Source organism: Mycolicibacter sinensis (genome assembly GCF_001673565.1).
GTDB classification, from domain to species: Bacteria; Actinomycetota; Actinomycetes; order Mycobacteriales; family Mycobacteriaceae; genus Mycobacterium; species Mycobacterium sinense_C.
This window is the reverse complement of sequence record NZ_LZMF01000071.1, coordinates 1-25103: the sequence shown is the minus strand read 5'-3', so window position 1 is coordinate 25103 and position 25103 is coordinate 1. Positions and strand designations below refer to the sequence as shown.

Here is a 25103-nt window from a genome sequence, read left to right as displayed (position 1 = left end):
GACGAAGTGGACTCTTGCCGCTCAAGCCTAGCCCGCAACCGGCGATCAGTCCGACGGGTCTGGCAACACGCGAAGATGACCACGCCGCCGGCCGTTGCTCTTGGCGGGCGGGCCGGGCGGCGCCAGCACCCCGCCGCCGGGGGCGGTGGCGGGTGCGCCCCGGGCGCCGGAATCCGCGGGGCCGGTCTGCGGGTACCACCCGTTGGCCGGCCCAGAAGACCCGGCCTGCCCGGACTGACGTTCGCGAACCGCTTCGGCGAGTGCGATCAGGTCGTCGTCTTCGGGGGACACCCAGGGGCCGGGGTGGCGGACCAGTTCCCAGCCCCGCGGGGCGGTGATCCGGCCGGCGTGGTTGAAGCACAGGTCCCACGAATGCGGCTCGGCGGCGGTGGCCAGCGGGCCGACCACGGCGGTGGAGTCCGAGTAGACGAACGTCAGGGTCGCCACCGCGTAGTGCGGGCACGCTGGCCGACAGCAGCGACGCGGAACGTTCACGCCCGTGAGGCTATCGTGGCCGCGCACCGCCGCGGCGCCGGACACGCGCAACGGGCGGGCACGCTATGCGCAACCGTTACCATCGTCTGCGTGATCGCAACGCGTCGGCATTGGCGCGGCCGCGAGCCCCGCGGTCCGCTGCTTCCGCCGACCGTGCCGGGCTGGCGCACCCGCGCCGAACGGTTCGATATGGCGGTGCTGGAGGCCTACGAGCCCATCGAACAACGCTGGAAACAACGGCTGTCAGCGCTCGACATCGCGGTCGACGAGATCCCGCGGATCGCCGCGAAGGACCCCGACAGCGTGCAGTGGCCCCCGGAAGTGGTCGCCGACGGGCCGATTCCGCTGGCCCGCTTGATTCCCGCCGGGGTCGATGTCCGGGGCAACCCGACGCGGGCGCGAATCTTGTTGTTCCGCAAGCCGATCGAGCAACGGGCGAACGACAGCACCGAGCTCGGAGATTTATTGCACGAAATTCTGGTGGCTCAGGTCGCCACCTACCTGGATGTCGAACCCACCGTCATCGACCCGACGATCGACGACTAGCTCCCGAAACTGACGCGAACGGGCTCAGATGATGCCGCGCTTGAGGCGACGGCGCTCACGCTCGGACAGCCCACCCCAGATGCCGAAACGCTCGTCGTGCGCCAAGGCGTACTCCAGGCACTCGCTGCGCACCGAGCAGCGCTGGCAGATCTTCTTGGCCTCGCGGGTGGAGCCGCCCTTCTCCGGGAAGAACGCCTCGGGGTCGGTCTGCGCGCACAGGGCGCGGTCCTGCCATTCCTCGTTGGTGGCCGTCTCGGCGTCGAACGGGTCGAAGTCGTCGTAGCCGTCCGGTTCGGGAACCAGGCTCAAATGCGGCCGGCTGGGCGGCAGCTCGGCCTCGATTGGCTGCATTGCGGTATGAGCTTGCGGTGCCCCCCCGATTACGCCCCAAAGGTGCTCATAGGACATGCTGGGCCTCCTCACCTGGTTGCGCGATCCTGATCTGTCGCCCGCTATTGCGATGTTGTCCGTACCAATTCGAACATGTGATCGAATCTCGGTCTGCGACACCGGAATCGGCTGGCCAACCGGGAAATGACACTGATGTGATTAGACACGGGTTGCTTGGCCCGGTCAAGCCGAATGGCCAAATTCCTTACCATCCCGTGACCGATTTCGGACGTGTCCGAGACCGGCGAGTCCGTGTCGTCTAGCCCACACCGGCCCTACGGCGTGTCTTGCGAGGGTCGCTGGGACGCACCGCCACACCGGCCGCATCCACACCAAAGGTACTGTCGTGCGCTGTGAAGGTCACGGTTCTGGTCGGCGGGGTCGGCGGTGCCCGGTTCCTGCTCGGCGTGCAGAAACTGCTGGGCCTGGGCCAGTTCGGCGGTGGCTCCGTTGACGGCGAGAGCGCCGCGCACGCACTGACCGCGGTCGTCAACGTCGGTGACGATGCCTGGATGCACGGGGTGCGCATCTGCCCGGATCTGGACACCTGCATGTACACCCTGGGCGGCGGCGTGGACCCGGAGCGCGGCTGGGGTCACCGCGACGAAACCTGGCACGCGATGGAGGAGTTGGCCCGTTACGGCATGCAGCCGGACTGGTTCGGTCTGGGCGACCGCGACCTGGCCACCCACCTGGTCCGCACCCAGGCGCTACGCGCCGGCTATCCGCTGACCGAAGTGACCGCGGCATTGTGCGAGCGCTGGCAGCCGGGCGCGAGGCTGCTGCCGGTAACCAACGACAGCTGCGAAACCCATGTCGTGATCACCGATCCCGCCGACGACTCTCAGCGTGCCATCCACTTCCAGGAGTGGTGGGTACGATACCGGGCCGACGTCCCCACCCACGGATTCGGCTTCGTCGGCAGCGAGAAGGCCAGCGCGACAGCCGAAGTCACCGAGGCCATCGCCGAAGCCGACATCGTGCTACTGGCTCCGTCCAACCCGGTGGTGAGCATCGGCGCCATTCTTGCCGTCCCGGGCATCCGCGCCGCACTGCGGTCTACCCAGGCTCCGATCGTCGGCTATTCGCCGATCATCGCCGGGAAACCGTTGCGCGGCATGGCTGACACCTGCTTGAGCGTGATCGGCCTGGATTCCACCTCGCAGGCGGTGGGCGCCCACTACGGTGCCCGCAGCGGAACCGGGATCCTGGACTACTGGCTGGTGCACGAGGGCGAGGACGCCGAGCTGCCCGGTGTGACGGTGCGTTCCGCCCCGCTGCTGATGACCGATCCGGCCGCGACGGCCCAGATGGTGCGCGCCGGGCTGGAGTTAGCGGGGGTGTCGCTATAACAGGGCGGGCAGAACACGGCAGCGCCGCCAAGGTCGAGATCCTCCCCGTCACCGGCCTGGCGGAATTCCGGCCGGGCGATGACCTGGCGGCCGCGCTGGCACACGGCGCACCATGGCTGGCCGACGGCGACATCGTGGTCGTCACCAGCAAGGTGGTGTCCAAGTGCGAAGGCCGTATCGTGCCGGCGCCGCATGACGCCGAAGCGCGAGATGCCCTGCGCCGCCAGCTGGTCGAGGCCGAGGCGGTGCGGGTGCTGGCCCGCAAGGGCCGCACCTGGATCACCGAGAATCGGCTCGGCCTGGTGCAAGCCGCCGCGGGCGTGGACGGCTCCAACGTCGGCTCCGACGAACTCGCACTGCTGCCGGTCGATCCCGACGGAAGCGCCGCCGCGTTGCGCACCGGCCTGGCCGAGCGGCTCGGCGTGGACGTGGCGGTGCTGATCACCGACACGATGGGCCGCGCCTGGCGCAACGGGCAGATCGACGTCGCGATCGGGTCGTCCGGCCTAAGCGTCCTCAACAGCTACGCCGGTGCCGTCGACCGGCACGGCAACGAATTGTTCGTCACCGAAGTGGCGGTCGCCGACGAACTGGCCGCGGCCGCCGACCTGGTCAAGGGCAAGCTCACCGATGTTCCGGTAGCGGTGGTACGCGGAGTGGCCAGTCCCGACGACGGTTCCACCGCAGCCTCGCTGGTGCGCTCCGGCTCCGACGACCTGTTCTGGCTGGGCACCGCCGAGGCCATCGAGACCGGGCGCCGCCAAGCCCAGCTGCTGCGCCGGTCGGTGCGCACGTTCTCCGGCGAACCGGTACCCGCCGATCTGGTCACCGACGCCATGGCCGAGGCGTTGACCGCCCCGGCGCCGCACCACACCCGGCCGGCGCGGTTCGTCTGGCTGCAGACCCCGGGCGTGCGCACCCGGCTGCTCGACGCGATGGCACAGCAGTGGCGCGCCGACCTGGCCGGCGACGGCAAGTCTCCCGAGGCGATCCAGACCCGGGTCTCGCGCGGCCGGATCCTCTACGACGCACCCGAAGTCGTCATCCCGGTAATGGTTCCCGACGGTGCCCATTCCTACCCCGACGCGGCCCGCACCGCCGCCGAGCGCACCATGTTCACCGTAGCGGTCGGCGCCGCAGTGCAGGCGCTGTTGGTGGCGCTGGCGGTGCGCGGCGTGGGCAGTTGCTGGATCGGTTCGACCATCTTCACTCCGGAACTGGTGCGCGCCGAACTGGATCTGCCGCCGGACTGGGAGCCGTTGGGCGCCATCGCAATCGGCTACCCTTCGGAGCCGGCCGAGCCCCGTTCGCCGGCTCCGGTCGATGACCTGCTGGTGCGCCGGTGAGCACGCACGCCTCCGCGGTCGCGACACTGCGAGCCTGGGCAGCACCGGATTTCGCGCAGGACGCGCTGCGACACGCGGTTCTGGCGTTTCTTGATGCCCGCGCCGACGCTTGTGCGCGCGAATGCGTTCCCGGCCATATCACCGCCTCGGCGCTGGTGCTCGACGACACCGGCAAGCGGGTACTGCTGACGCTGCACCCGCGGGTCGGCCGCTGGGTGCAACTGGGCGGGCACTGCGAGGACACCGACGCCGATATCGTCGGCGCCGCACTGCGCGAGGCGACCGAGGAATCCGGCATCGCCAGGCTGCGGCTGGACCCTCAACTGGCGGCGGTGCACGTGCACCCGGTGACCTGCTCGCTGGGGGTGCCGACCCGGCATCTGGACCTGCAATTCGTGGCGTACGCACCGGCCGGCGCGCAGATCGGGATCAGTGACGAGTCGGTGGACCTGCGCTGGTGGCCGGTCGACGCGCTGCCATCCGATGCCGACGACGCGCTGCGGTATCTGGTTGGTGCGGCGCGAAATCGGCGCTGAGTCAGGGCCACCGACTACCTTCAGGCAGGCATCTGCTTGACCTTCGACCTGCCGTTGGCCACCCGGCGACGCGAGTACGCGATTCGCGGTCATCGGGGCCGCACACCACCGGGTTCACCGTGTACGCCAAGATAAACCGCTTCAAGGAGTAAATTGCGGCCGGTGAAACGGGTTATCGTCGTCGGCTCCGGCTTTGCCGGGTTATGGGCCGCCCTGGGTGCTGCCCGCCGCATTGACGAACTCGCCCTTCCAGCGGGAGCGGTGGAGATTACCGTGTTGAGCGCCAACCCGTTCCACGATATCCGGGTACGCAACTACGAGGCTGACCTACGCGATTGTCGTATCGCACTGGAGGATCTGCTCGAGCCGGCTGGCGTTGGGCACGTCACCGCTGAGGTCACAGGGATCGACACTGCCACCGACAGCGTCACCACGGCGACCGGAGCCACGTACCCCTACGACCGACTGGTGTTGGCATCAGGAAGCCAGGTAGTCAAACCAGACGTCCCCGGCTTGGCGCAGTTCGGCTTCGACGTCGACACCTACGGCGGCGCCATGGCGCTCGCGAAGCACTTGCGCGGCCTGGGCCGGCGGGGACCGAATCCCGCCCAGGCGGCCACTGCCGTCGTGGTGGGCGCCGGGTTGACCGGGCTTGAGACGGCCTGCGAGCTGCCCGGCAGACTCGCCGCGATCGTCGGCGCCGAGGTCACGCCCCAGGTCGTGCTGATCGACCACAACGACCACGTCGGCTCCGATATGGGGTCATCGGCTCGCCCGGTCATCGAGGCGGCCTTGTCCGGCATCGGTATTCAGACCCGAACCGGCGTCACGGTGACAGCCATCGGCGAGCATGGCGTGACGTTGTCCTCCGGTGAGGTGGTGCCGGCCGCGACGGTCGTCTGGTGCGCCGGGATGCGGGCCAGCGCACTGACCGCGCAACTGCCAGTGTCCCGTGACCGGTTCGGCCGGATTCCAGTCGACGACCAGTTACGGGTCGTCGGGGTTCCGTCGGTGTTCGCGGCCGGCGACGTGGCCGCCGCGCAGATGGACGACGAACATCTCTCGGTGATGTCGTGTCAACACGGTCGACCGATGGGACGCTACGCCGGCTACAACGTCATCAGCGATCTATTCGACGAGCCGATGCTGAAGCTGCGGATCCCCTGGTATGTCACGGTTCTCGACCTGGGACCAGCCGGGGCGGTGTACACCGAAGGCTGGGACCGTCAGGTGGTGGCGTGTGGCGCGGAGGCCAAGGCCACCAAGCAGACGATCAACACCCGCCGGATCTACCCGCCGCGCAACGGCGATCGCGCAGCGCTGCTGGCCGCTGCCACACCATGGCTGCAAGACCGCCCCGAGCTCGGGTAGCTCAGATGTCGCTGGAGTACCGAATCCCGCAGTCCGGGATCGACACTCCCGGCCACACCCGCGCCCCGCGCAGCAGCTCGCAGCGCGCCCCGATGTCGGCGCCGTCGCCGATCACCCCGTCGCGGATCAGCGCCCGCGGCCCGATGCGGGCGCCGAACCCGATGATCGAGCGCTCGATCACGCAGCCGGCCTCGACTTTGACCCCGTCGAAGATCACCGCGCCGTCCAGCCGGGCGCCCGGGCCGATCTCGGCGCCGCGACCGACGACCGTGCCGCCGATCAGCACCGCACCCGGCGCCACCGCGGCACCGTCGTGCACCAGCGACTCGCCGCGCTGACCGCCCAATGCCGGCGACGGCGCGATGCCGCGCACCAGATCCGCCGAGCCGCGCACGAAGTCCTCCGGGGTGCCCATGTCACGCCAGTAGCTGGTGTCGACGTAGCCGCAGACTTTCACGCCGTCGGACAGCAGCGCCGGGAACACCTCGCGCTCCACCGAGACCGCCCGGCCCCGCGGAATACGGTCGATCACGTTGCGGGACAGCACATAACAGCCGGCGTTGATCTGGTCGGTCGGCGGGTCCTCGGTCTTCTCCAAAAATGCGGTGACCCGGCCGTCGTCGGTGGGCACACAGCCGAACGCGCGCGGGTCGCCGACCCGCACCAGGTGCAGGGTCGCGTCGGCGGCATGCTCGCGGTGATAGGCGTACAGCTCGCCCAGGTCGGCCCCGGAGAGCACGTCGCCGTTGAACACCATCGCGGTGTCGTGGCGCAGTTTGGCCGCCACGTTGGCGATGCCGCCGCCGGTGCCCAGCGGCTCGTCTTCGGTCACGTAGTCGATCTGCAGGCCCAGCGCGGATCCGTCGCCGAACTCCGCGGAGAACACCTCCGGCTTGTAGGACGTGCTGAGGATCACGTGTTCGATGCCGGCCGCCGCGATCCGCGACAGCAGGTGGGTCAGGAACGGCAGCCCCGCAGTGGGCAGCATCGGCTTGGGCGCCGACAGCGTCAGTGGCCGCAGCCGGGTGCCCTTGCCGCCCACCAACAGCACGGCATCGACTTGCTGAAGCGTCACGGACGTCCTTTCGTCAGCTTGCGCCGGGCGCTGCGCACGGCCAGGCCGGAGCGCACCGCAAGCGCCCCGCGCATGGTCCAGCGCAGTGGCGCGCGCCACCAACCGGGGTGCCGGTCGGCGAGGTAGGTGTAGGTGCTGCGGTGGTGCGCCGCCAGGTTGGCCGCCGGATCCTTGCCGGTGGCGTGGCCCTTCTGGTGCAGCACCTCCGCAGACGGCACGTAGACGTTGAGCCAGCCGGCCTTGCCCAGCCGGTCGCCCAGGTCGACGTCTTCCATGTAGAGGAAGTAGCGCTCGTCGAAGCCGCCGATCTGATCGAACGCGGCGCGGCGCACCAGCAGGCAGGCGCCGGACAGCCATCCCACCGGGCGCTCGCTGGGTTCCAGGCGTTCTTGGCGGTAGGCCCGCGACCACGGGTTGTTCGGCCAAATCGGGCCGACGACGGCGTGCATGCCGCCGCGGATCAGGCTCGGCAGGTGGCGCGCCGAGGGGTACACCGAGCCGTCGGGCTCGCGGATCAGCGGGCCCAGCGTCGCCGCGTGCGGCCACCGGGCGGCCGCCTCCAGCAGGGCGTCGATGCTGCCCGGGCCCCACTGCACGTCGGGGTTGGCCACGATGAGGAATTCACTGCCCCGGTCGCCGAGCAGGGCCACCGCGCTGTTGACCGCGCCGCCGTAGCCGAGGTTGGCCCCGGTCTCGAACAGCTGCGCGTCCGGGTAGCGCTGCACGGCTTCCTGCGGCGCGCCGTCGGTAGATCCGTTGTCGGCCATCACCACCTGCACCGGGCGATCGGTCGCCAACGACAGCGACGCCAGGAAGCGGTCCAGATGCCAACCCGGCGAATACGTCACCGTCACCACCGGCAAGGCCTCACTCACGGCGTAGAGGTTATCTGGCCAGTGCCGCGGCCAGCGCATCGCGCCATGGGCGCAGCGGCGCCAGGCCGGCTCGTGCCGATTCGACGCCCGACAACGCCGAGTACGCGGGCCGAGCCGCCGGACGGGGCCGCGCGGCGCTGCTGACCGGTGCCACCCGCTGCGGGTCGGCGCCCAGCGCGGTGAACACCGCGCGGGCCTGCTCGTAGCGGCTGGCCGCACCGCCGTTGGCCGCGTGCAGCACACGCGCCGCGGGCCACGCCCGCGCCAAGGCCAGCAGCGCATCGGCCAGGTCGCCGACAAAGGTCGGTGAGCCGACCTGGTCGTCGACCACCTCCACCGCACCGGAGCCTGCGGCCTTATCCCGCATCACGGCGACGAAGTCCGACCCGCCGGCGGCGCCGGTGTAGACCCAGGCAGTGCGCACCACCAGCGCCTCCGGCGACGCCGCCAGCACCGCGTTCTCGCCGTCCAGCTTGGTGCGGCCATAGACGGACAGCGGCCGGGTCGCCTCCCCCGGCTCGTACGGGCGCGGCGGGGCGCCGCCGAAGTCGCCGTCGAAGACGTAGTCGGTGGAGATGTGGATCAGTCGCGCCCCGGCCCGGGCGCAGGCGACCGCCAGGTGGCCAGGGCCGGCCGCGTTGACGGCATGAGCACGTTCGGCATCGTCCTCGGCGGCGTCGACGGCGGTGTAGGCCGCGCAGTTGACCAGCACATCACCGGGGCGCAGGTCGACGGCGCCGACGGCGGCCGGGTCGGTGATGTCGCACTGCGCCGAGGACAGCGCGAGCACGTCGTGGCCGCTCTCGGCGGCGCGCACTGCCAGAAAGCTGCCGACCTGGCCGCCGGCCCCGGTGATCACGATCCGCTGCCCAGAAGTCATAACCGCCGAGCTTATGCGGCGGCTCCAGCCGAGTCTGGCACGCCGACCGCAGCTACCGCCGATACAGCAGTTACACAAGTAGCCTCAAGTGATGCCTGCGCAACGTGTGATTCGTGTGATCGCGACCGTGGCAGCCGTCGCCGTCGTCCTCGGCACCGGGGTGGCCTGGAGTCGGGTGCGGTCCTTCGAGGACGGCATCTTCCACGTGGCGTCGCTGGCGCTGGGCAAAGGCGGAGCCGACGGCGCGGTCGACATCCTGCTGGTCGGAATGGACAGCCGCACCGACGCCCACGGCAACCCGCTGACCCCCGAAGAACTCGCGGCGCTGCGAGTCGGCGACGACGACGCCACCAACACCGACACGATCATCCTGGTCCGCATCCCCAACAACGGGAAGTCGGCGACCGCGATCTCGATCCCCCGCGACTCCTACGTGGCGGCGCCCGGGCTGGACAAGACCAAGATCAACGGCGTCTACGGCGCCACCCGGCTCGAGACCGCCGACGCCCTGGTGGCAACCGGCATGGATCCGGTGCAGGCCCAGGCCCGCGGCACCCAGGCCGGTCGGGAGGCCCTGATCAAGACGGTGGCCGACCTGACCGGGGTCACCGTCGACCACTACGCCGAGGTCGGCCTGCTCGGGTTCTCGCTGATCACCGACGCGCTTGGCGGCGTCAACGTCTGCCTCAAGGAACCGGTGTACGAAGAGCTCTCCGGCGCGGACTTCCCGGCCGGCTGGCAGCGGCTCGACGGCGCCCAGGCGCTGAGTTTCGTGCGCCAGCGCCATGAACTCCCGCACGGCGACCTGGACCGGGTCCGTCGCCAGCAGGCGGTGATGGCGGCGCTGGCCCACCAGGTGATCTCCGGCAAGACGCTGTCCAGTCCGGGCACCCTGACCCGACTGCAGGCGGCGGTCCAGCGCTCGGTCGTGCTGTCAGAGGGTTGGGACGTGATGGATTTCATCACCAAGCTGCAGGATCTGGCGGCCGGCAAGGTGGCCTTCGCCACTATCCCGGTGCTCGAAGAGTCCGGCTGGAGCGACGACGGCATGCAGAGCGTGGTGCGCGTCGACCCGCAGCAGGTGGCCGACTGGGTGGACGGACTGCTGCACGACACCGACGAGGGCAAAGCCGACCAACGTGCCTACGACCCCGAGCACACCACCGCCAGCGTGTACAACGACACCGACATCAACGGCTTGGCCGCAGCGGTCTCAAGCGTGCTGAACGCCAAGGGATTCGGCACCGGGTCGGTCGGCAACAACGAGGCAGCCCGGGTAACGACCAGCCAGGTGCAGGCCGCCAACACCGACGACCCCGGTGCGCAGGCGGTGGCCCGGGATCTGGGCGGGTTGCCGGTGGTCTCCAACGAGGCGGTGCCCGCCGGGGCGGTACGCGTCTTACTGGCCAACGACTACACCGGTCCCGGATCGGGCCTGGGCGCCGGGGACCGCGCCGAAATGGCCGGCTACTCGGGTGCCGACGCCGGGCAGCTGTCCGAAATCCCCGCTCCGTCACCGATTCTGACCGCGGGTTCCAACGACCCGCAGTGCGTGAACTAGCGTCGGTGCGGTGATCAACCTTGCCTCGGCGATCCTCGATCCGATGATGCGTGCCGACCCGGTGGGGCCACGGATCACCTATTACGACGACGCCTCCGCCGAGCGCATCGAACTGTCCGCGGCGACGCTGGCGAACTGGGCGGCCAAGACCGGCAACCTGCTACGCGACGAGCTCGGCGCCGGCACCGGCAGTCGTATTGCGGTGTTGTTGCCCGCGCACTGGCAGACGGCGGCGGTGCTGCTCGGCGCCTGGTGGGTCGGGGCCGAAGTGCTGCTGGACACACCGAACGGCGACGCCGACATCGCCCTGTGCACCGCCGACCGGCTCGACGAGGCCGACGCGGCGGTAGCCACCACCGGCGGCGAGGTGGTGGTGCTGTCGCTGGACCCGTTCGGGCGCCCGGCCCCGGACCTGCCGGTGGGCGTCACCGACTACGCCACGGCGGTGCGGGTGCACGGCGACCAGATCGACCCGGAGCCGCGCCCCGGCCCGGCGCTGGAGGGATCATCCGCCGACGAGGTGTTGGCCCTCTGCGAGAAATCCGCGGCCGCAATGTCTTTGACGTCATCGGATCGGGTGTGGTCGGCCAACGCCTGGGCGACACCCGCGGAGCTGATCGAGAACATGCTGGCGGTGTTCGCCGTCGGCGCGTCCTTGGTGCAGGTCGCCAATCCGGATCCGGCCGCGCAGCAACGCCGCCGGGACAGCGAGAAGGTCACCCGGACGCTGGATTAGGCGACCTAGCCGTCGAGTGTGCGGTTCGGTACACGCGCGCCGGCGTGCCGCGACGACACCGCACACTCGGCACGTTTGCCACGTCGGACCGTGCCGACACCGCGATATATGCAGAAATGCTTATATGCTGATACCCTCGCTGGTTAAGACGGACGACCCACGGAGGGGATGACTCATGGCGGTACAGGGACTGCTGGCGAAGGCGGCCGGAACGGTGTTCACCGGGCTGGTCGGGGTCAGTGCCTACGAGCTGGCTCGCAAGGCGCTGGAAAAGGCTCCGCTGCATCAGGCCGCGGTGACCGCGACCGAATGGAGCCTGCGCGGCACCCGGCGGGCCGAGGAGGTCGCCGAGTCGGCGCGCCTCAAGGTGGCCGACGTGGTCGCCGAGGCCCGCGAACGCATCGGTGAAGAGGCGACACCGCCTGCTGCGGCCGTCGCACACGACCACGACCACTGATCGTGACCCACGCCGTCGATGAACTGGTCGTCGTCTCCGACGCCGCCGGCCGGATGCGGGTGCGGGTGCCCTGGGTCCGCAGCGACTCGCGGCGCGCGGTGGCGGTCGAGGAGACAGCCGGCCGGGTCAACGGGGTGCGCACCGTGCACGCCTATCCGCGCACCGGCGCGGTGGTGGTGTGGTACTCCCCCAAACGGTGCGATACCGCGGAAATCCTGGCGGCGATCCGCGAGGCGGCCGGCGTCGCCGCCGAGCTGATCCCGGCCCGCACCCCGCGCTCGGCGGACATCCGCAACACCGACGTGCTGCGCATGGTGATCGGCGGTGCGGCGCTGGCGCTGCTGGGCGTGCGCCGCTACGTCTTCGCCCGGCCGCCGCTGCTGGGACCGAGCGGTCAGCTGGTCGCCACCGGGGCGACGGTGTTCATGGGCTATCCGTTCCTGCGCGGTGCGCTGCGCTCGATCCGCTCCGGCAAGGCCGGCACCGATGCCCTGGTGACCGCCGCGACCATCGCCAGCCTGGTGCTGCGGGAGAACGTGGTCGCGCTCACCGTGCTGTGGCTGCTCAACATCGGCGAGTATCTGCAAGATCTGACGCTGCGCCGGACCCGCCGCGCGATCTCGGATCTGCTGCGCGGCAGCCAAGACACCGCCTGGGTGCGGTTAGGCCAAGGTCCCCCGGAAAGCCCGGAATACACCGAAGTCCAGGTACCGATCGACACGGTGCAGCTCGGCGACGAGGTGATCGTCCACGACCACGTCGCGATCCCGGTCGACGGCGAGATCATCGACGGCGAGGCCATCGTCGACCAGTCCGCGATCACCGGCGAGACTCTGCCGGTCAGCGTGATCGCCGGGGCACGCGTGCACGCCGGATCGGTGGTGGTGCGCGGCCGAGTCGTGGTGCGCGCCACCGCGGTCGGCAGCCAGACCGTGATCGGCCGGATCATCAGCCGCGTCGAGGAGGCCCAACACGACCGCGCTCCGATCCAGACCGTCGGCGAGAACTTCTCCCGCCGATTCGTACCGGCATCGTTCATCCTGTCGGCGTTCACCCTGCTGGTCACCGGCGATGTCCGCCGGGCGATGACCATGCTGCTGATCGCCTGCCCGTGCGCGGTCGGGCTGGCCACTCCGACGGCGATCAGCGCGGCTATTGGCAACGGCGCCCGGCGCGGCATCCTGATCAAGGGCGGCTCGCATCTCGAGCAGGCCGGCCGGGTGGACGCCATTGTGTTCGACAAGACCGGCACGCTCACCGTCGGCCGCCCGGTGGTGACCAATATCGTTGCTCTCCATAAGGATTGGCAGCCCGAACAGGTGCTCGCCTACGCCGCCAGCTCGGAGCTGCACTCGCGGCACCCGTTGGCCGAGGCGGTGATCCGCTCCACCGAGGAACGCCACATCAGCATCCCACCGCACGAAGAGTGTGAAGTTCTGGTCGGGCTCGGCATCCGCACCTGGGCCGATGGACGGACCTTGCTGCTGGGCAGCCCGAACCTGCTGCGCGCCGAGAAGGTCCGCATCTCCAAGAAGGCGGCGGACTGGGTCACCAAGTTGCGCGCCCAGGCCGAGACCCCCTTGCTGCTGGCGGTCGACGGGACCCTGGTGGGGTTGATCAGCCTGCGCGACGAGGTGCGCCCGGAGGCACACGAGGTGCTTGAGCAGTTGCGCGCCAAGGGTATTCGCCGCATCGTGATGCTAACCGGCGATCACCCGGAGACCGCGGCGGCGGTGGCCGCCGAGCTCGGCATCGCCGAATGGCGCGCCGAGGTGCTCCCCGAAGACAAGCTGCAGGTGGTCCGCGACCTGCAGGACGAGGGCTACGTGGTGGGCATGGTCGGTGACGGCGTCAATGACGCTCCCGCGCTGGCCGCCGCCGACATGGGCATCGCGATGGGCCTGGCGGGCACCGATGTGGCGGTCGAGACCGCCGATGTCGCCCTGGCCAACGACGACCTGCGGCGGCTGCTGGACGTCCGCGACCTGGGCAGCCGGGCCGTCGAGGTGATCCGGCAGAACTACGGCATGTCGATCGCGGTCAACGCTGCCGGCCTGCTGATCGGCGCCGGCGGTGCGCTGTCACCGGTGCTGGCGGCGATTCTGCACAACGCGTCGTCGGTGGCCGTGGTCGCCAACAGTTCGCGGCTGATCCGCTACCGACTGGACGCCGAACCGATGGCATCCGCCCCCGCCGGGGCGTAATCTGTGTCCGTCCCGACTGTCCCTGTCGAGCAACACCACCAGCTCCAGGGCAGTCGGGACTTTGCCTAGCAGCGGCTAACAGCCACAACCCTCGCCGCGCCAGGACCGGACGCCCTGCCACACCGACACCGCGGCCACCGCCAGACCGATCAGCGGGTCCAGCCACCATCCGCCCGCCCACTGGGTGGTGAGCGTCAACCCGACCAGCACCGCGGCGGCCTGGATCGCACACAGGTAGTTCTGCACGCCCTCGCCGACGGTGGCCGCCGAGCCCAGCCGGGTGCCGAGCCGGCGCTGCGCGCGGCCCAGAATCGGCATCACCAGCACCGCCACCGCGGTGAGCGCGATCCCGATGACGCTGCTCTCGCTGCGGTGGTCACCCACCAGGTGGCGCACCGATTCGGCGGCGATGTAGGGGGCGTTGATCCAGAACGACACCGCCACCCCGATCTGGGCGCGCCGCTCGGCCGTCGGCGACAGCGTACGGGCGCCGGTGAACCGCCAGATCACGATGGCCCCGGCCATCGCCTCGGGAATGGCGCCCAGCGCCCAGCCGGTCAGCGCGATCGAGCCGGCCGCCAGGCCCTGCCACAGGCCCAGCACGCCTTCGAACCCCACCACCACCAGGCTGACCCAGGCGAGCCGGCGAGCCCAGTCCGCGGCGCGGTGCCAGCCGGCGTCAAGCACCGGCTGCACCGGATGGGGGTGAACATGGGGCACGGCACAGGCATCGACGACGCCCACTGATTCGGGGCTCCCGATCCCACTGTCCACGCAGGAAATGCTACCGCCCGCGGAGCGTGGTCAGCGCGGCTCAGCCCGGAGCGAGCCGCGCCACCCGGTCGTTGCCGCGGTCGGCCACATAGACCGTGTTGTCCTTGCCGACCGCGACGTCCAGCGGGGTGTTGAGCCCGGTGAAGCCCAGCGGGCTCGGGCTGGTCGCCCCGGCCGGGAGCTTGAGCACCTTGTTGCCGTCGTGTTCGGTGACATAGACATTGGCGGCGGAGTCGACGGTGATGCCCCACGGCACCGCGACCCCGGTGAACGGCAGCACCACCTGGTCGGTGGAGCCGGCCGCCAGTTTGAGCACCCGGTTGTTGTCGGTGTCGGTGACGTAGACGGTGCCCGAGCCGTCCACCGCCACCCCGTCGGGATTGTTGAGTCCGCTGAAGGGCAACACCGTCTGGCTGTTCGACCCGGACGCCAGCTCGACCACCCGGTCGTTGCCGCGGTCTGCGACATAGACGTTGCCGCCGGAGTCCACCGCCAGGCCCTCGGGGTAGCTCAGCCCGTTGAACGGCAGCACCACCTGGTCGTTCGAGCCGGCCGTTAACTTCACCACCCGGTTGTTGAAGTCCGAGACGTAGACGGTGCCGTCCTTGTCGACCGTCACGCCCTGCGGTTGGTAGAGGCCGCTGAACGGCAGCACGGTCGCCGCGCGGGATCCGGCCGCCAGCTTGACCACCCGGCCGTACATGCCCTGGCTGGCCACATAGACGTTGCCGTCGGAGTCCAGCGCCACCCCGCTCGGCGAGAGCCGGAAGTTGATGCCGGAGAACTGCAGCTCGCTCTGCCCGGGCGGCGCCGCCGTCGACGGGTGCGACGGGCGGGCGATCAGGTAGCCGATGATGCCCACCACCAGCAGCGCCACGGCCGCGGCGCCGAGCAGCGCCCAGCGCCGGGAGCCGGGGCCGGAAGGTGCCCGCCCGAACGCCGGTGATGCCGGCGGCGGCACATACGCCGGTGGCCGGCGCGCCGTCGGGGGTGGCGGTGCGGGCTGGCTGCGCCAGCCGGTGACCTGAGCCCCCGGAGAGGACGGAGCGACCGGCGCCGCCACCGTCCCGGTGTTGAAGGCGGCCTCTTCGCCGTGCCGCAGAATGGTGGCCGCCTGGTCCTGCTGCGGGCCGGTGAGCGCCGCGTGCGCAGCCACCGCCAGCTCGCCGGCACTGCGATAGCGGTCCTCGGGCCGTTTGGCCATCCCGCGGGCGATCACCTGGTCGAAGGCGGGCGGAACACCGGCGACCTGCGCGCTGGGGCGCGGGGCGGGTTCGGTCAGATGCGCGGCGATCATTCGCTCGATGCTGTCGGCCCGATACGGCGGCGCGCCGGTCAGGCACTCACCGAGCACGCAGGCCAGCGAGTAGATGTCGGCCCGATAGGTGACATCGCCGCCGGTGAACCGTTCCGGGGCCATGTAGTTATAGGTGCCCACCGCGGTCCCGATCTGGGTCAGGCCGGGGTCGGTGGCCGCGCGGGCGATGCCGAAATCCACCAGGTAGGCGAAATCTTCGTCGGTCACCAGGATGTTCTCCGGCTTGACGTCGCGGTGCATGATCCCCGCGGCATGCGCCGCGTCCAGGGCAGCCGCGACCTGACGCATCACCGCCACCGTCCGGGCCGGGCTGAGCGGGCCGTGGCGATGCAGCAGCGCGCGCAGCGACTGACCCTGGATCAGGCGCATCTCCACGTAGAACTGGCCATCGATCTCGCCGTAATCGTGGATCGGCACCACGTGCGGTTCGGTGAGCCGCCCGGCCGTGTCGGCCTCGCGCTGCAGACGCGCGTGCAGAACCGGGTCGTCGGAGAGCTGCGGCGAAATCAGCTTCACCGCGACCATGCGGCGCTTGCGGACGTCCTCGGCCTCGTAGACCTCGCCCATCCCGCCGCTGCCCAGCAGTCGTATCAGCCGGTAGTGCCCGAACTGGGAACCGGCACGCGAGCCTGGGCCGCCGTTATGCACCGGTCCTCATCGGTTCTCCTCCACCATCACCACCCGATCGTTGCCGCGGTCGGCGACGTAGACGTTGCCGTGCTTGTCGACGGCGACGTCCAGCGGCGCGTTGAGACCGGTGAACGGCAACACCTCCGGGATCGCTGCCCCGGCTGACAGTTTGACCACCTTGTTGCGGCTGCGCTCGGTGACGTAGACGTCGCCGCCGTCGTCCACCGCGATACCCCACGGTGAGACGATCCCGGCGAACGGCAGCACCACCTGCTCGTCTCCGGCGGCCGCCAACTTGAGCACCCGGTTGTTGCCGGTGTCGGTGACATAGACGTTGCCGGCTGAATCCACCGCCACCCCGACGGGCTTGTGGAGGCCGACGAACGGCAGCACGGTCTGGACGTTCGAGCCGGACTCGAGCCGCAACACCAGATCGCTGCCGCGGTCGGCGACGTAGACGTTGCCGTCAGAATCGACCGCCACCCCGTCGGGATCGTCCAGGCCGGCGAACGGCAACACCGTGTGCGAGTCGGAACCCAGCTTGACCACCCGGTTGTTGACGTCGGAGAAGTACACATTGCCGTCGCCGTCGACCGCCAGCCCGCGCGGCTGATAGTGATCACTGAATGGCAGCACCGCGGTGGCATCCGAGCCGGCCGCCAGTTTCACCACCCGGCCCTGCATGCCTTCGCTGGTGACATAGACGTTGCCGTCGCCATCCAGCGCCACCCCGGCCGGGGAGAGCCGGTAGTTCAGATCGGTGAAGGACAGCACCTCCTGCGGGGGCGACGCCACCGCCGACGCCGACGAGGGACGACTCACCAGGTGGCCGACGCCGGCCACCACCGCGACCGCGGCGAGCGCAGCCGCCGCCAGCAGGACCGGCTTGCGCGGCAGCCGTCCGCGCCGAGACGGGGTGGGCAAGGAGGGCTTAGCCGGGGTCTCGGCGCGCAGCAGCGGGGACACCGGGAACGCCACCGGCTGCGGGGCGGTATCGCCCCAGGCTCCGGTTCGGGGTTCGGGGCGGGTCTCTGCTTCCAGCCCGCCCGGCAGGTGCAGGGCGGGCTCGCCGCGCCGCAGGATTCTGGCCACCTGGTGGCGTTCGGCCTCGGTCAGCGCCTGGTAGGCGGCCGCGGCCAGCTCGCCGGCGCTGCTGTAGCGGTCCTCGGGCTTGCGGGCCAACCCGCGGGCCAGCACGTCGTCGATGGCGGCCGGGACACGTCCCGGGCGCAGCTTGCTGGGTTGCGGCGGCGCCGCCGTCCGGCGTTCTTCGACCGCGTCGTCGACGGTGCCGGCCGAGAACGCCGGCACTCCGCTCAGGCACTCGGCCAGCACACCGGCCAGCGAATAGATGTCGGCAAGGTGGGTCACCTGCTCGCCGGTCAGGCGCTCCGGCGCCATGTAGCGCACGGTGCCGGTCGCCGGATCTGCCGGCATCCCCGGAGCCCCGATGGCCGCAGCCACCCCGAAGTCCATCAGGTGGGCCAGATCGTCCCCGGTGACCAGGATGTTGTCGGGCTTGACGTCGCGATGGGTGACGTCGGCGTCGTGGGCGGCATCCAGCGCCGCGGCGATCTGCCGCACGATGGCCACCGCCCGCGGGGGACTCAACGGGCCGTCCTCCGCCAATAACGTGGCCAGGTCGGTGCCGTCGATCAGGCCGGTCTCGAGGTAGAGCACGTCGTCGATCTCGCCGTAGGCCCGGATCGGCACCACGTGGGGTTCGATGAGCTGACCGGCGGCTTCAGCCTCGTCTTCCAGCCGGCTGCGGAACGCCTCGTCGCCGGAGAACGCCTCGGAGATCAGCTTCAGCGCCACCATCTCGTCGCTGCGGGTGTCCTCGGCCCGGTAGACCTCACCCACGACGCCGTGACCCAGCAAACGCTCAAGCCGGTAGGGGCCGAACCGCGACCCGGCCCGCGAACCCGGCTCGGTGTTGTTCACCGACGTCGCTCCCTTCGCCTCACCAGCACCCCCGTGCCGCGATCTGCGGCGAAAGACTGCCCACCAGCCTAACCGGCGTCACCCCCGCAAATGGTCACGAGATGGCGTTCACCGCCGTCAGTAGCTTCGATTTGAAGGAATCCGGCAGCGGTATGGAGCCGTACTGATCCAGCCCGTCCTGGCCAGGGCCGATGGCAGCCTGCATGAACGCCTTGACGGCCGCCCCGGTGGCGTCGTCGGGGTATTTCGAGCAGACGATCTCGTAGGTCGCCAGCACGATCGGGTAGGCGCCCGCCTCGGTCGGCTTGTAGAACGACGACGTGTCCAGCACCAGGTCATTGGGCTGCCCGGACGGCGACGCGAATTTCGCGCCGGCGATCGTCTTGCCGACCGAGTCGGCGGAGATGGACACCGGTTTGGGGCCCGCCGAGGTGATGATCTGCGCCATCGGCAGCTGCTTGCCGACCGCGAACGACCACTCGTTGTAGGTGATCGAACCGTCGGTGTTCTGCAGCGCCGCCGAGGTGCCGTTGTTTCCGGCGGCTCCGTCACCGACGCCGCCGTTGAACATCTCGCCGGTTCCCCCGTTCCACGCGCCGTCGGAGGCACCATCGAGATACTTCTGGAAATTGGCGGTGGTGCCCGACTTGTCGCTGCGGTAGACCACATGGATGGGCATCGAGGGCAGCGCTACGCCCGCGTTGAGCGCCTTGATCGCCGGATTGTCCCAACTGCCGATTGTGCCGTTGAAGATCTTCGCCAGCGTGGGGCCGTCCAGAGTCAGCGCGTTGACCCCGCTGATGTGATAGGTCACCGCGATCGGGCCGAACACGATCGGCAGGTTCCAGGCCGGCGAACCGCACCGCTCCGCCGCGCGTTCCGGCTGGCTTTTGGCGGCGTCCAGCGCCACGTCCGATCCGGCGAGATCGGTCTGGTTGCCGATGAAGTCGTCCACCCCGGCGCCCGACCCGTTGGCGTTGTAGTCCAAGGTGTGGCCCGGGCACGCCCGGATGTAGGCGTAGACGAATTGCTCGATCGCGTTCTCCTGGGCGGTGGAGCCGCTGGCGTGCAATTCCGGCTTTCCGCCGCAGTCGACCGACGACGAGGCGTCGGCCGCCGAACCCGACTCACCGGAGTTTCCGCCGCAGCCCGAAACTGTCAGTGCGCCAACAGTGAGCAGAGTCAGAAACACGGTCCCTCGGCCGATTTTCACAGCTCATCACTGTACTCCGCCCGAGGCGAGCGGGGTGTTGGTTGGAGACGGCTCCGTCGGGGTATTTCACAAGGACGACTGCGGTCCGCGAGCCAATCCGGGTCCGCGACAAGCTTTGCGGCGGTATCGTCGCTCCCACCTCGGGGGCGCAACCGAAAACGGAGGCCACGATGCGATTGGGCAATGTACTCGGCACGGTGGTGTTCATCTGGTTGCTGATCGGGGCGATCGCGGTGTGGCAGCGCGGCTATCTGGAAAATGCCGAACCCACGTGCCGATCAGCGGGCACCATCGCACTGACCGTGCTCGCCGGGCCGCTGAACTACGGCGGCGTCAATCCTCAAGTGTCGCAATGTCAGCTGCCGCAGCCCAGCTCACTTCCCGGCGGCGGCATCGAACACCTCATAGGAATGGAGTAGCCATGATCGTCCTGGGAGTTCTTCTGCTCATACTCGGCTTCGTATTCGGGATCCAGATCCTGTGGAGCATCGGCATCGTCCTGCTGGTGATCGGCGCGATCCTGTGGATCTTGGGGTCCGTCGGGCGTCCGGTCGGCGGCCGACGTTATTGGTACTGACCGCTCGACTACACGAATTCCCAGGCGGCGCGGGCGATCGCCAGCTCCTCGTTGGTGGGTACCACCATGACGGTGGTGCGCGAGGCGTCGGTCGAGATGATCCGCGCGCCCGTGCCGGAGCGGTTGCGGTGCGGGTCGACGGCGATGCCCAGCCCGTCCAGACCCGCCAGGGCGTCCTCACGCACGTCGGGCACGTTCTCCCCCACCCCGGCGGTGAAGGCGATCGCGTCGACCCGGCCGAGCACTGCCAGGTAGGCGCCGACGTACTTGCGCAGCCGATGGATGTAGACGTCATAGGCCAGCCCGGCCGCCTCGCCTGAGGCTCCCCCGGCCGCCCGCTGCTCCAGCAACTCACGAAAGTCGTTGACCCCACTGAGTCCTTTCAGTCCGGAGCGGCGGTTCAGCAACTCGTCGAGCTGCTCGACCCCCATCCCGGCGGTCCGGTTGAGGTGAAACAGCACGCCGGGGTCGAGGTCGCCGCTGCGGGTGCCCATCACCAGCCCCTCGAGCGGGGTCAGCCCCATCGACGTCTCGACCGCCACTCCACCGCGCACCGCCGACGCCGAGGCGCCGTTGCCCAGGTGCAACACGATGGTGTTCAGCTCGGCCGGGTCGCGCCCCAGGGCCGCGGCCGTCTCCGCGGAGACATATTCGTGGGAGGTGCCGTGGAATCCGTAGCGGCGGATGCCGTATCGGGTGGCGACGCCGTGATCGATCGCGTAAGTGGCGGCCGCGGACGGCAACGAATGGAAGAAGCCGGTGTCGAACACCGCCACGTGCGGAACATCGGGAAAATCCTTGCGGGCCAACTTGATCCCGATCACGTTGGCCGGGTTGTGCAGCGGCGCCAATTCGGCGAGCCGTTGCACCTCGGCCACCACCGCGTCGGTGATCAGCGTGGGCGTGAAGAACCGGCTGCCGCCGTGCACCACGCGATGCCCCACCGCGCGCACGGCGGCCAGATCGACCCCGGAATCGGTGAGCCGCCGATGGATCAGTCGCAGCCCTGCGGCGTGATCGACGACCGGTCCGTCCGCCTCGCCGATCTGCTCCACGAGGCCGGAGACCACCGCGGTTCCGGCGCCGGGATCGACGAGCTGGTACTTGATCGACGACGAGCCGGAGTTGAGTACCAGCACCAGGCCGGGGTTGCTCACGAGCCGACACCTTGCGCCTGGATCGCGGTGATCGCGACGGTGTAGACGATGTCGTCGACCAGTGCGCCCCGGGACAGGTCGTTGACCGGTTTGGCCAAGCCCTGCAGCACCGGCCCGATCGCCACCGCTCCAGCGCTGCGCTGCACCGCCTTGTAGGTGTTGTTTCCGGTGTTCAGGTCCGGGAACACCAGCACCGTGGCCCGCCCGGCGACCGGCGAGTCGGGCATCTTGGCGGCCGCCACCGTCTCATCGACGGCGGCGTCGTACTGGATCGGCCCGTCGGCGAGCAGGTCGGGGCGCCGCTCATGCACCAGTTGCGTTGCGGAGCGCACCTTTTCGACACCCGCCCCGGAACCGGACTCGCCGGTCGAGTACGACAGCAGCGCCACCCGGGGTTCGATACCGAACGCCTCCGCGGTGGCCGCCGAGGAGATGGCGATGTCGGCCAGTTGCTCGACCGTCGGATCGGGGACCACCGCGCAGTCGCCGTAGGCCAGCACCCGATCCGACAGGCACATCAGGAACACACTGGACACCGTCGACACCCCGGGCGCGGTGCGGATGATCTCGAACGCCGGACGGATGGTGTGCGCAGTGGTGTGCGCGGCACCCGACACCATCCCGTCGGCGATCCCCAGCTGCACCATCATGGTGCCGAAATAGGAGATGTCGCGCATGATCTCGCGAGCGCGCTCCTCGGTCATCCCCTTGTGTGCGCGCAGCCGGGTGTATTCGGCGCCGAAGGACTCCAGCAGGCCGCTGGTGCTCGGGTCGACCACGTGCGCAGCGCCCAGGTCCACCCCGAGTTCGGCGCCGCGCCTGCGTACCACATCCTCGACCCCGAGCAGGGTCAGGTCGACGATGCCGCGAGACAGTAACCGCCCTGCCGCCAACAGGATCCGGTCATCGGAGGCTTCCGGGAGCACGATATGGCGCCGGTCGGACCGGGCCCTTTCCAGCAGCCGGTACTCGAACATCTGCGGCGTCACCACCGTCGAGGCCGGCACCCGGACCCGTTCGGCGAACTCCGCACCGTCGACGTGGGCGGCCATCACCGACAGCGCAGTGTCGATCTTGCGCAGCGAGTCGACGGTGATCCGGGACCCGGTGTGCGACACCTGCTCGGCGGTGTCGTAGGTGCGGTGGCCGGTGGCGATCAGCGGCAGCTTGGGCCGCATCCCCTTGACCAGTTTGTCGATGGCCGGGTGCGGCAGCAGGCCACCGTTGAGGATGATCCCCGACAGCGACGGGAACCCTTGCGCTTCATGAGCGTTCAGCAGTGCCAGCAGGACGTCAGAGCGGTCGGCCGGCACGATCACCACCTGCCCCTCGGTCAGGCGCTCCAGGATATTCTCGGCTGTCATCCCGCCCACCATCACGCTGAGCGCCTCTCGGCGCATCAGCTCCGGGTCGCCGCTGTAGACGGTGCCGCCCAGGGAAGTGCAGAGTTCCGCCATCGTCGGCGCGGACAGCAACGGCACTTCCGGAACCGCGAACGCCGGCACGCCGATGTCGGCCATCGCCTGGGTGACCTCCGCCAGCAGGCCGGGGTCGCAGCGGTTGGCGATCACCGCGACCGGCCGGGCATGCACCGAGGCCACATCGGTCAGACAGCGCGCGGTGATCTCGGAGATCGCTCGCGGGTCGCGGTTGTGGCCGTTGACCGCCAGGACCAGCGGTGCGCCCAGGTTGACCGCGACGCGGGCATTGAAGCTCAACTCGCTCGGGTTGACGACGTCGGTGAAGTCGCTGCCGACCACCAGTACCGCGTCGCATTGCCGGGCGACTTCGTGGAAACGCGCGACGATCTCACTCAGCGCGGTTTCCCGGTCGGCGTAGACCTGCTGATAGGTCACGCCTCGGCAGCCGCGGTGGTCGTCGAGCTTGGCGGTGGCGTGTGCGAGCAGCAGTTCGAGTTGGTCGTCAGGCTCATCGAGCGACCGGACGATCGGCCGGAACACCCCGACCCGCGCCGACGAAGCGGCCAGCAGGTGCAGCAGGCCCAGCGCGATCACGGTTTTGCCGGTGCCTCCCTCGGCGGCGGCCAGATAGATGCTCGACGCGCGAGCCGGTTCAGCTTCGGTCATGGTGTTTTCAACCTAGACCAGAGCGAGCTCAGCCGATCCGATCGATCGCCGAGCGCAGGCGCGCCACCGTTCCCTCGATGTCGGCCAGTTTGTCCAGACCGAACAGGCCCAGCCGGAAGGTGCTAAACGTCGGCGGTTCGTCGCATTGCAGCGGCACTCCAGCCGCGGTCTGAAGTCCCTGTGCCAAAAATTTTCTACCGGTGCGGATTTCGGGATCGGTGGTGTAGCTGACCACCACGCCGGGTGCTTCGAATCCCGCTGCGGCCACGCTGGGGAAGCCGTGTTCGGCCAGCAGCGCGCGCACCTTGCGGCCCAAGGTGAATTGTTGCTCACACACCGCGCCGAAACCACGCTCGCGGGTCTCGGTCATGGCGTCGCGCAGACTGCTGATGACACCGGTCGGCATGGTCGCGTGGTAGGCGTGGCCACCGTTCTCGTAGGTCGCCATGATCTCGCGCCACTTCTTCAGATCCAGCGCGAAGCTGGTGCTTTGCGTGCGGTCCATGACCTCGAGCGCCCGGTTGGACAGGCAGACCATGGCGCAGCCCGGCTCGGCGCTCCAGTCCTTCTGCGGCGCGGTCACCAAGACGTCGACCCCGAGTGCGGCCATATCGGCCCAGACCACGCCGGAGGCGATGCAGTCCAGTACGAACAGGCCGCCCACCGCCGTGGTCGCCGCGCCGACGCGCGCCAGGTAGTCGTCGGGCAACAGGATTCCACTGGCGGTTTCCACGTGCGGGACGCACACTATCGCCGGCCGGGTCCGCGCGATCGCCTCCTCGACCTCGTCGATGGGCGCCGGCGCCCAGGGCGCCTGGTCGCCGTCGCCCGTCGGGCGCGCTTTGAGCACCGTGACGCGGTCGGTGATGCGGCCGGCCTCCAAAATTTGGCTCCACCGGTAGCTGAAGAACCCGTTGCGGACGACGAGTACCTCGGCATCGTTGGCGAACTGGCGCGCGACGGCTTCCATGCCGCAGGTTCCGTTGCCGGGCACCACGATTGCCGCGTCGGCGTGGTAGACCTCGCGCAGCGTGGCCGAGACGTCGTTCATGACGTTCTGGAAGCGTTCGGACATGTGGTTGAGTGCCCGGTCGGTGTAGACGACGGAGTACTCCAGCAAGCCGTCGGGGTCCACCTCGGGCAGCAGTCCTGGCATGAAGCTCTCCTAGTCGACGAGCCGCGATGTCATCGAGCCGCGGTTCAGCGCAGCAGGTGGCGGCTCATGACGACGCGCTGGATCTGGTTGGTGCCCTCGTAGATCTGGGTGATCTTGGCGTCGCGCATCATCCGCTCGACGGGGAAGTCGGTGGTGTAGCCGGCCCCGCCGAACAACTGCACGGCATCGGTGGTGACCTCCATGGCCACATCGGAGGCGAAGCACTTCGACGCCGCGGAGATGAAGCCCAGCTCGGTCTCACCGCGCTCGGCGCGCGCCGCGGCCGAGTAGACCATCAGCCGCGCCGCCTCCAGCTTCATCGCCATGTCGGCGAGCATGAACTGCACACCCTGGAAGGTGCTGATGTTCTTGCCGAACTGCTTGCGGTCCTTGGTGTATTCGATCGCCGCGTCCAGGGCGCCC

The 25103-nt window shown here is 69.6% G+C and carries 24 protein-coding genes; 11 read left to right on the top strand and 13 right to left on the bottom strand.

What is annotated here, in order from left to right; translation table 11 throughout:
* Positions 1 to 45: 45 nt before the first annotated feature.
* On the bottom strand, positions 46 to 495 hold the full coding sequence (locus A5648_RS11295) for a DUF3499 domain-containing protein (RefSeq protein ID WP_082966439.1): 450 nt from the start codon (positions 493 to 495) through the stop codon (positions 46 to 48).
* 93 nt (positions 496 to 588) lie between these two features.
* Here A5648_RS11295 and A5648_RS11290 point away from each other — a divergent pair, with 93 nt between their 5' ends.
* Positions 589 to 1041 carry a metallopeptidase family protein gene (locus tag A5648_RS11290; protein ID WP_109470767.1) on the top strand — a complete coding sequence of 151 codons (453 nt, stop codon included), beginning with the start codon at positions 589 to 591 and terminating at the stop codon, positions 1039 to 1041.
* Positions 1042 to 1065: 24 nt separating this feature from the next.
* Here the strand turns inward: A5648_RS11290 and A5648_RS11285 are convergent, their stop codons facing one another.
* Positions 1066 to 1449, bottom strand: coding sequence for a WhiB family transcriptional regulator (locus A5648_RS11285; protein ID WP_082966438.1), 384 nt, complete (start codon positions 1447 to 1449; stop codon positions 1066 to 1068).
* 335 nt (positions 1450 to 1784) lie between these two features.
* Between A5648_RS11285 and cofD the strand changes: the two genes are divergently transcribed.
* The 4 genes from cofD to A5648_RS11265 all read left to right on the top strand — a co-directional run bounded on the left by cofD (position 1785) and on the right by A5648_RS11265 (position 6036).
* Entirely contained in the window at positions 1785 to 2783 is a 999-nt protein-coding gene (cofD, locus tag A5648_RS11280; protein WP_065024622.1) for a 2-phospho-L-lactate transferase, read from the top strand.
* Entirely contained in the window at positions 2780 to 4129 is a 1350-nt protein-coding gene (locus A5648_RS11275; RefSeq protein ID WP_065024621.1) for a coenzyme F420-0:L-glutamate ligase, read from the top strand. The genes cofD and A5648_RS11275 overlap by 4 nt, the downstream gene beginning before the upstream one ends.
* Positions 4126 to 4665 carry an NUDIX hydrolase gene (locus tag A5648_RS11270; protein WP_065024620.1) on the top strand — a complete coding sequence of 180 codons (540 nt, stop codon included), beginning with the start codon at positions 4126 to 4128 and terminating at the stop codon, positions 4663 to 4665. The genes A5648_RS11275 and A5648_RS11270 overlap by 4 nt, the downstream gene beginning before the upstream one ends.
* 162 nt (positions 4666 to 4827) lie before the next feature.
* Entirely contained in the window at positions 4828 to 6036 is a 1209-nt protein-coding gene (locus A5648_RS11265) for an NAD(P)/FAD-dependent oxidoreductase (protein ID WP_065024619.1), read from the top strand.
* Position 6037: 1 nt separating this feature from the next.
* Here the strand turns inward: A5648_RS11265 and A5648_RS11260 are convergent, their stop codons facing one another.
* Genes A5648_RS11260 through rfbD form a run of 3 tightly spaced genes read right to left on the bottom strand, consistent with a single transcriptional unit; the run spans position 6038 to position 8866 of the window.
* The gene (locus A5648_RS11260) at positions 6038 to 7111 is read right to left on the bottom strand and encodes a sugar phosphate nucleotidyltransferase (RefSeq protein ID WP_065024618.1); all 1074 of its coding nucleotides are present in this window, start codon (positions 7109 to 7111) and stop codon (positions 6038 to 6040) included.
* On the bottom strand, positions 7108 to 7986 hold the full coding sequence (locus A5648_RS11255) for a glycosyltransferase family 2 protein (protein WP_065024668.1): 879 nt from the start codon (positions 7984 to 7986) through the stop codon (positions 7108 to 7110). Before A5648_RS11255 ends, A5648_RS11260 begins: the two co-directional genes overlap by 4 nt.
* A gap of 10 nt (positions 7987 to 7996) precedes the next feature.
* Positions 7997 to 8866, bottom strand: coding sequence for a dTDP-4-dehydrorhamnose reductase (gene rfbD / locus A5648_RS11250; RefSeq protein ID WP_065024617.1), 870 nt, complete (start codon positions 8864 to 8866; stop codon positions 7997 to 7999).
* Between the two features lie 91 nt (positions 8867 to 8957).
* Here rfbD and A5648_RS11245 point away from each other — a divergent pair, with 91 nt between their 5' ends.
* The 4 genes from A5648_RS11245 (at position 8958) to ctpC (ending at position 13824) form a co-directional block, all read left to right on the top strand.
* Positions 8958 to 10427 (top strand): LCP family protein, encoded by a 1470-nt coding sequence (locus A5648_RS11245; RefSeq protein WP_065024616.1) that lies wholly within the window; start codon positions 8958 to 8960, stop codon positions 10425 to 10427.
* A gap of 43 nt (positions 10428 to 10470) precedes the next feature.
* Entirely contained in the window at positions 10471 to 11163 is a 693-nt protein-coding gene (locus A5648_RS11240) for a TIGR03089 family protein (protein ID WP_065024667.1), read from the top strand.
* 175 nt (positions 11164 to 11338) lie between these two features.
* Entirely contained in the window at positions 11339 to 11620 is a 282-nt protein-coding gene (locus A5648_RS11235; protein ID WP_065024615.1) for a DUF1490 family protein, read from the top strand.
* Between the two features lie 53 nt (positions 11621 to 11673).
* A complete protein-coding gene (gene ctpC / locus A5648_RS11230; protein ID WP_109470766.1) occupies positions 11674 to 13824 on the top strand; it encodes a manganese-exporting P-type ATPase CtpC in 2151 nt (716 codons plus the stop codon).
* Positions 13825 to 13899: 75 nt separating this feature from the next.
* On the opposite strand, the gene A5648_RS11225 is transcribed toward ctpC, so the two are convergent.
* From A5648_RS11225 to pstS, 4 genes are all read right to left on the bottom strand, one after another.
* On the bottom strand, positions 13900 to 14544 hold the full coding sequence (locus tag A5648_RS11225; protein ID WP_065024613.1) for a cation transporter: 645 nt from the start codon (positions 14542 to 14544) through the stop codon (positions 13900 to 13902).
* 94 nt (positions 14545 to 14638) lie between these two features.
* Positions 14639 to 16564, bottom strand: coding sequence for a serine/threonine-protein kinase PknD (locus A5648_RS11220; RefSeq protein WP_065024612.1), 1926 nt, complete (start codon positions 16562 to 16564; stop codon positions 14639 to 14641).
* Positions 16565 to 16570: 6 nt separating this feature from the next.
* A complete protein-coding gene (locus tag A5648_RS11215; RefSeq protein WP_065024611.1) occupies positions 16571 to 18490 on the bottom strand; it encodes a serine/threonine-protein kinase PknD in 1920 nt (639 codons plus the stop codon).
* 94 nt (positions 18491 to 18584) lie between these two features.
* The gene (gene pstS, locus A5648_RS11210) at positions 18585 to 19703 is read right to left on the bottom strand and encodes a phosphate ABC transporter substrate-binding protein PstS (protein WP_065024610.1); all 1119 of its coding nucleotides are present in this window, start codon (positions 19701 to 19703) and stop codon (positions 18585 to 18587) included.
* A gap of 170 nt (positions 19704 to 19873) precedes the next feature.
* Here pstS and A5648_RS11205 point away from each other — a divergent pair, with 170 nt between their 5' ends.
* Both A5648_RS11205 and A5648_RS24030 read left to right on the top strand, forming a co-directional pair.
* Positions 19874 to 20122, top strand: coding sequence for a hypothetical protein (locus A5648_RS11205; protein ID WP_065024609.1), 249 nt, complete (start codon positions 19874 to 19876; stop codon positions 20120 to 20122).
* Between the two features lie 2 nt (positions 20123 to 20124).
* Complete coding sequence (locus tag A5648_RS24030; protein ID WP_165607333.1) at positions 20125 to 20280, top strand: DUF6131 family protein; 156 nt, start codon at positions 20125 to 20127, stop codon at positions 20278 to 20280.
* Between the two features lie 8 nt (positions 20281 to 20288).
* Here A5648_RS24030 and A5648_RS11200 read toward each other — a convergent pair whose 3' ends face one another.
* From A5648_RS11200 to A5648_RS11185, 4 genes are all read right to left on the bottom strand, one after another.
* Entirely contained in the window at positions 20289 to 21437 is a 1149-nt protein-coding gene (locus tag A5648_RS11200; protein WP_065024608.1) for an acetate kinase, read from the bottom strand.
* Positions 21434 to 23524, bottom strand: coding sequence for a phosphate acetyltransferase (gene pta, locus A5648_RS11195; RefSeq protein WP_065024607.1), 2091 nt, complete (start codon positions 23522 to 23524; stop codon positions 21434 to 21436). Before pta ends, A5648_RS11200 begins: the two co-directional genes overlap by 4 nt.
* 28 nt (positions 23525 to 23552) lie before the next feature.
* Positions 23553 to 24680, bottom strand: coding sequence for an aminotransferase class V-fold PLP-dependent enzyme (locus A5648_RS11190; RefSeq protein WP_065024606.1), 1128 nt, complete (start codon positions 24678 to 24680; stop codon positions 23553 to 23555).
* Between the two features lie 44 nt (positions 24681 to 24724).
* Positions 24725 to 25103 (bottom strand): acyl-CoA dehydrogenase family protein (locus A5648_RS11185; protein ID WP_267887808.1); only part of this gene is annotated, 379 nt, incomplete at its 5' end.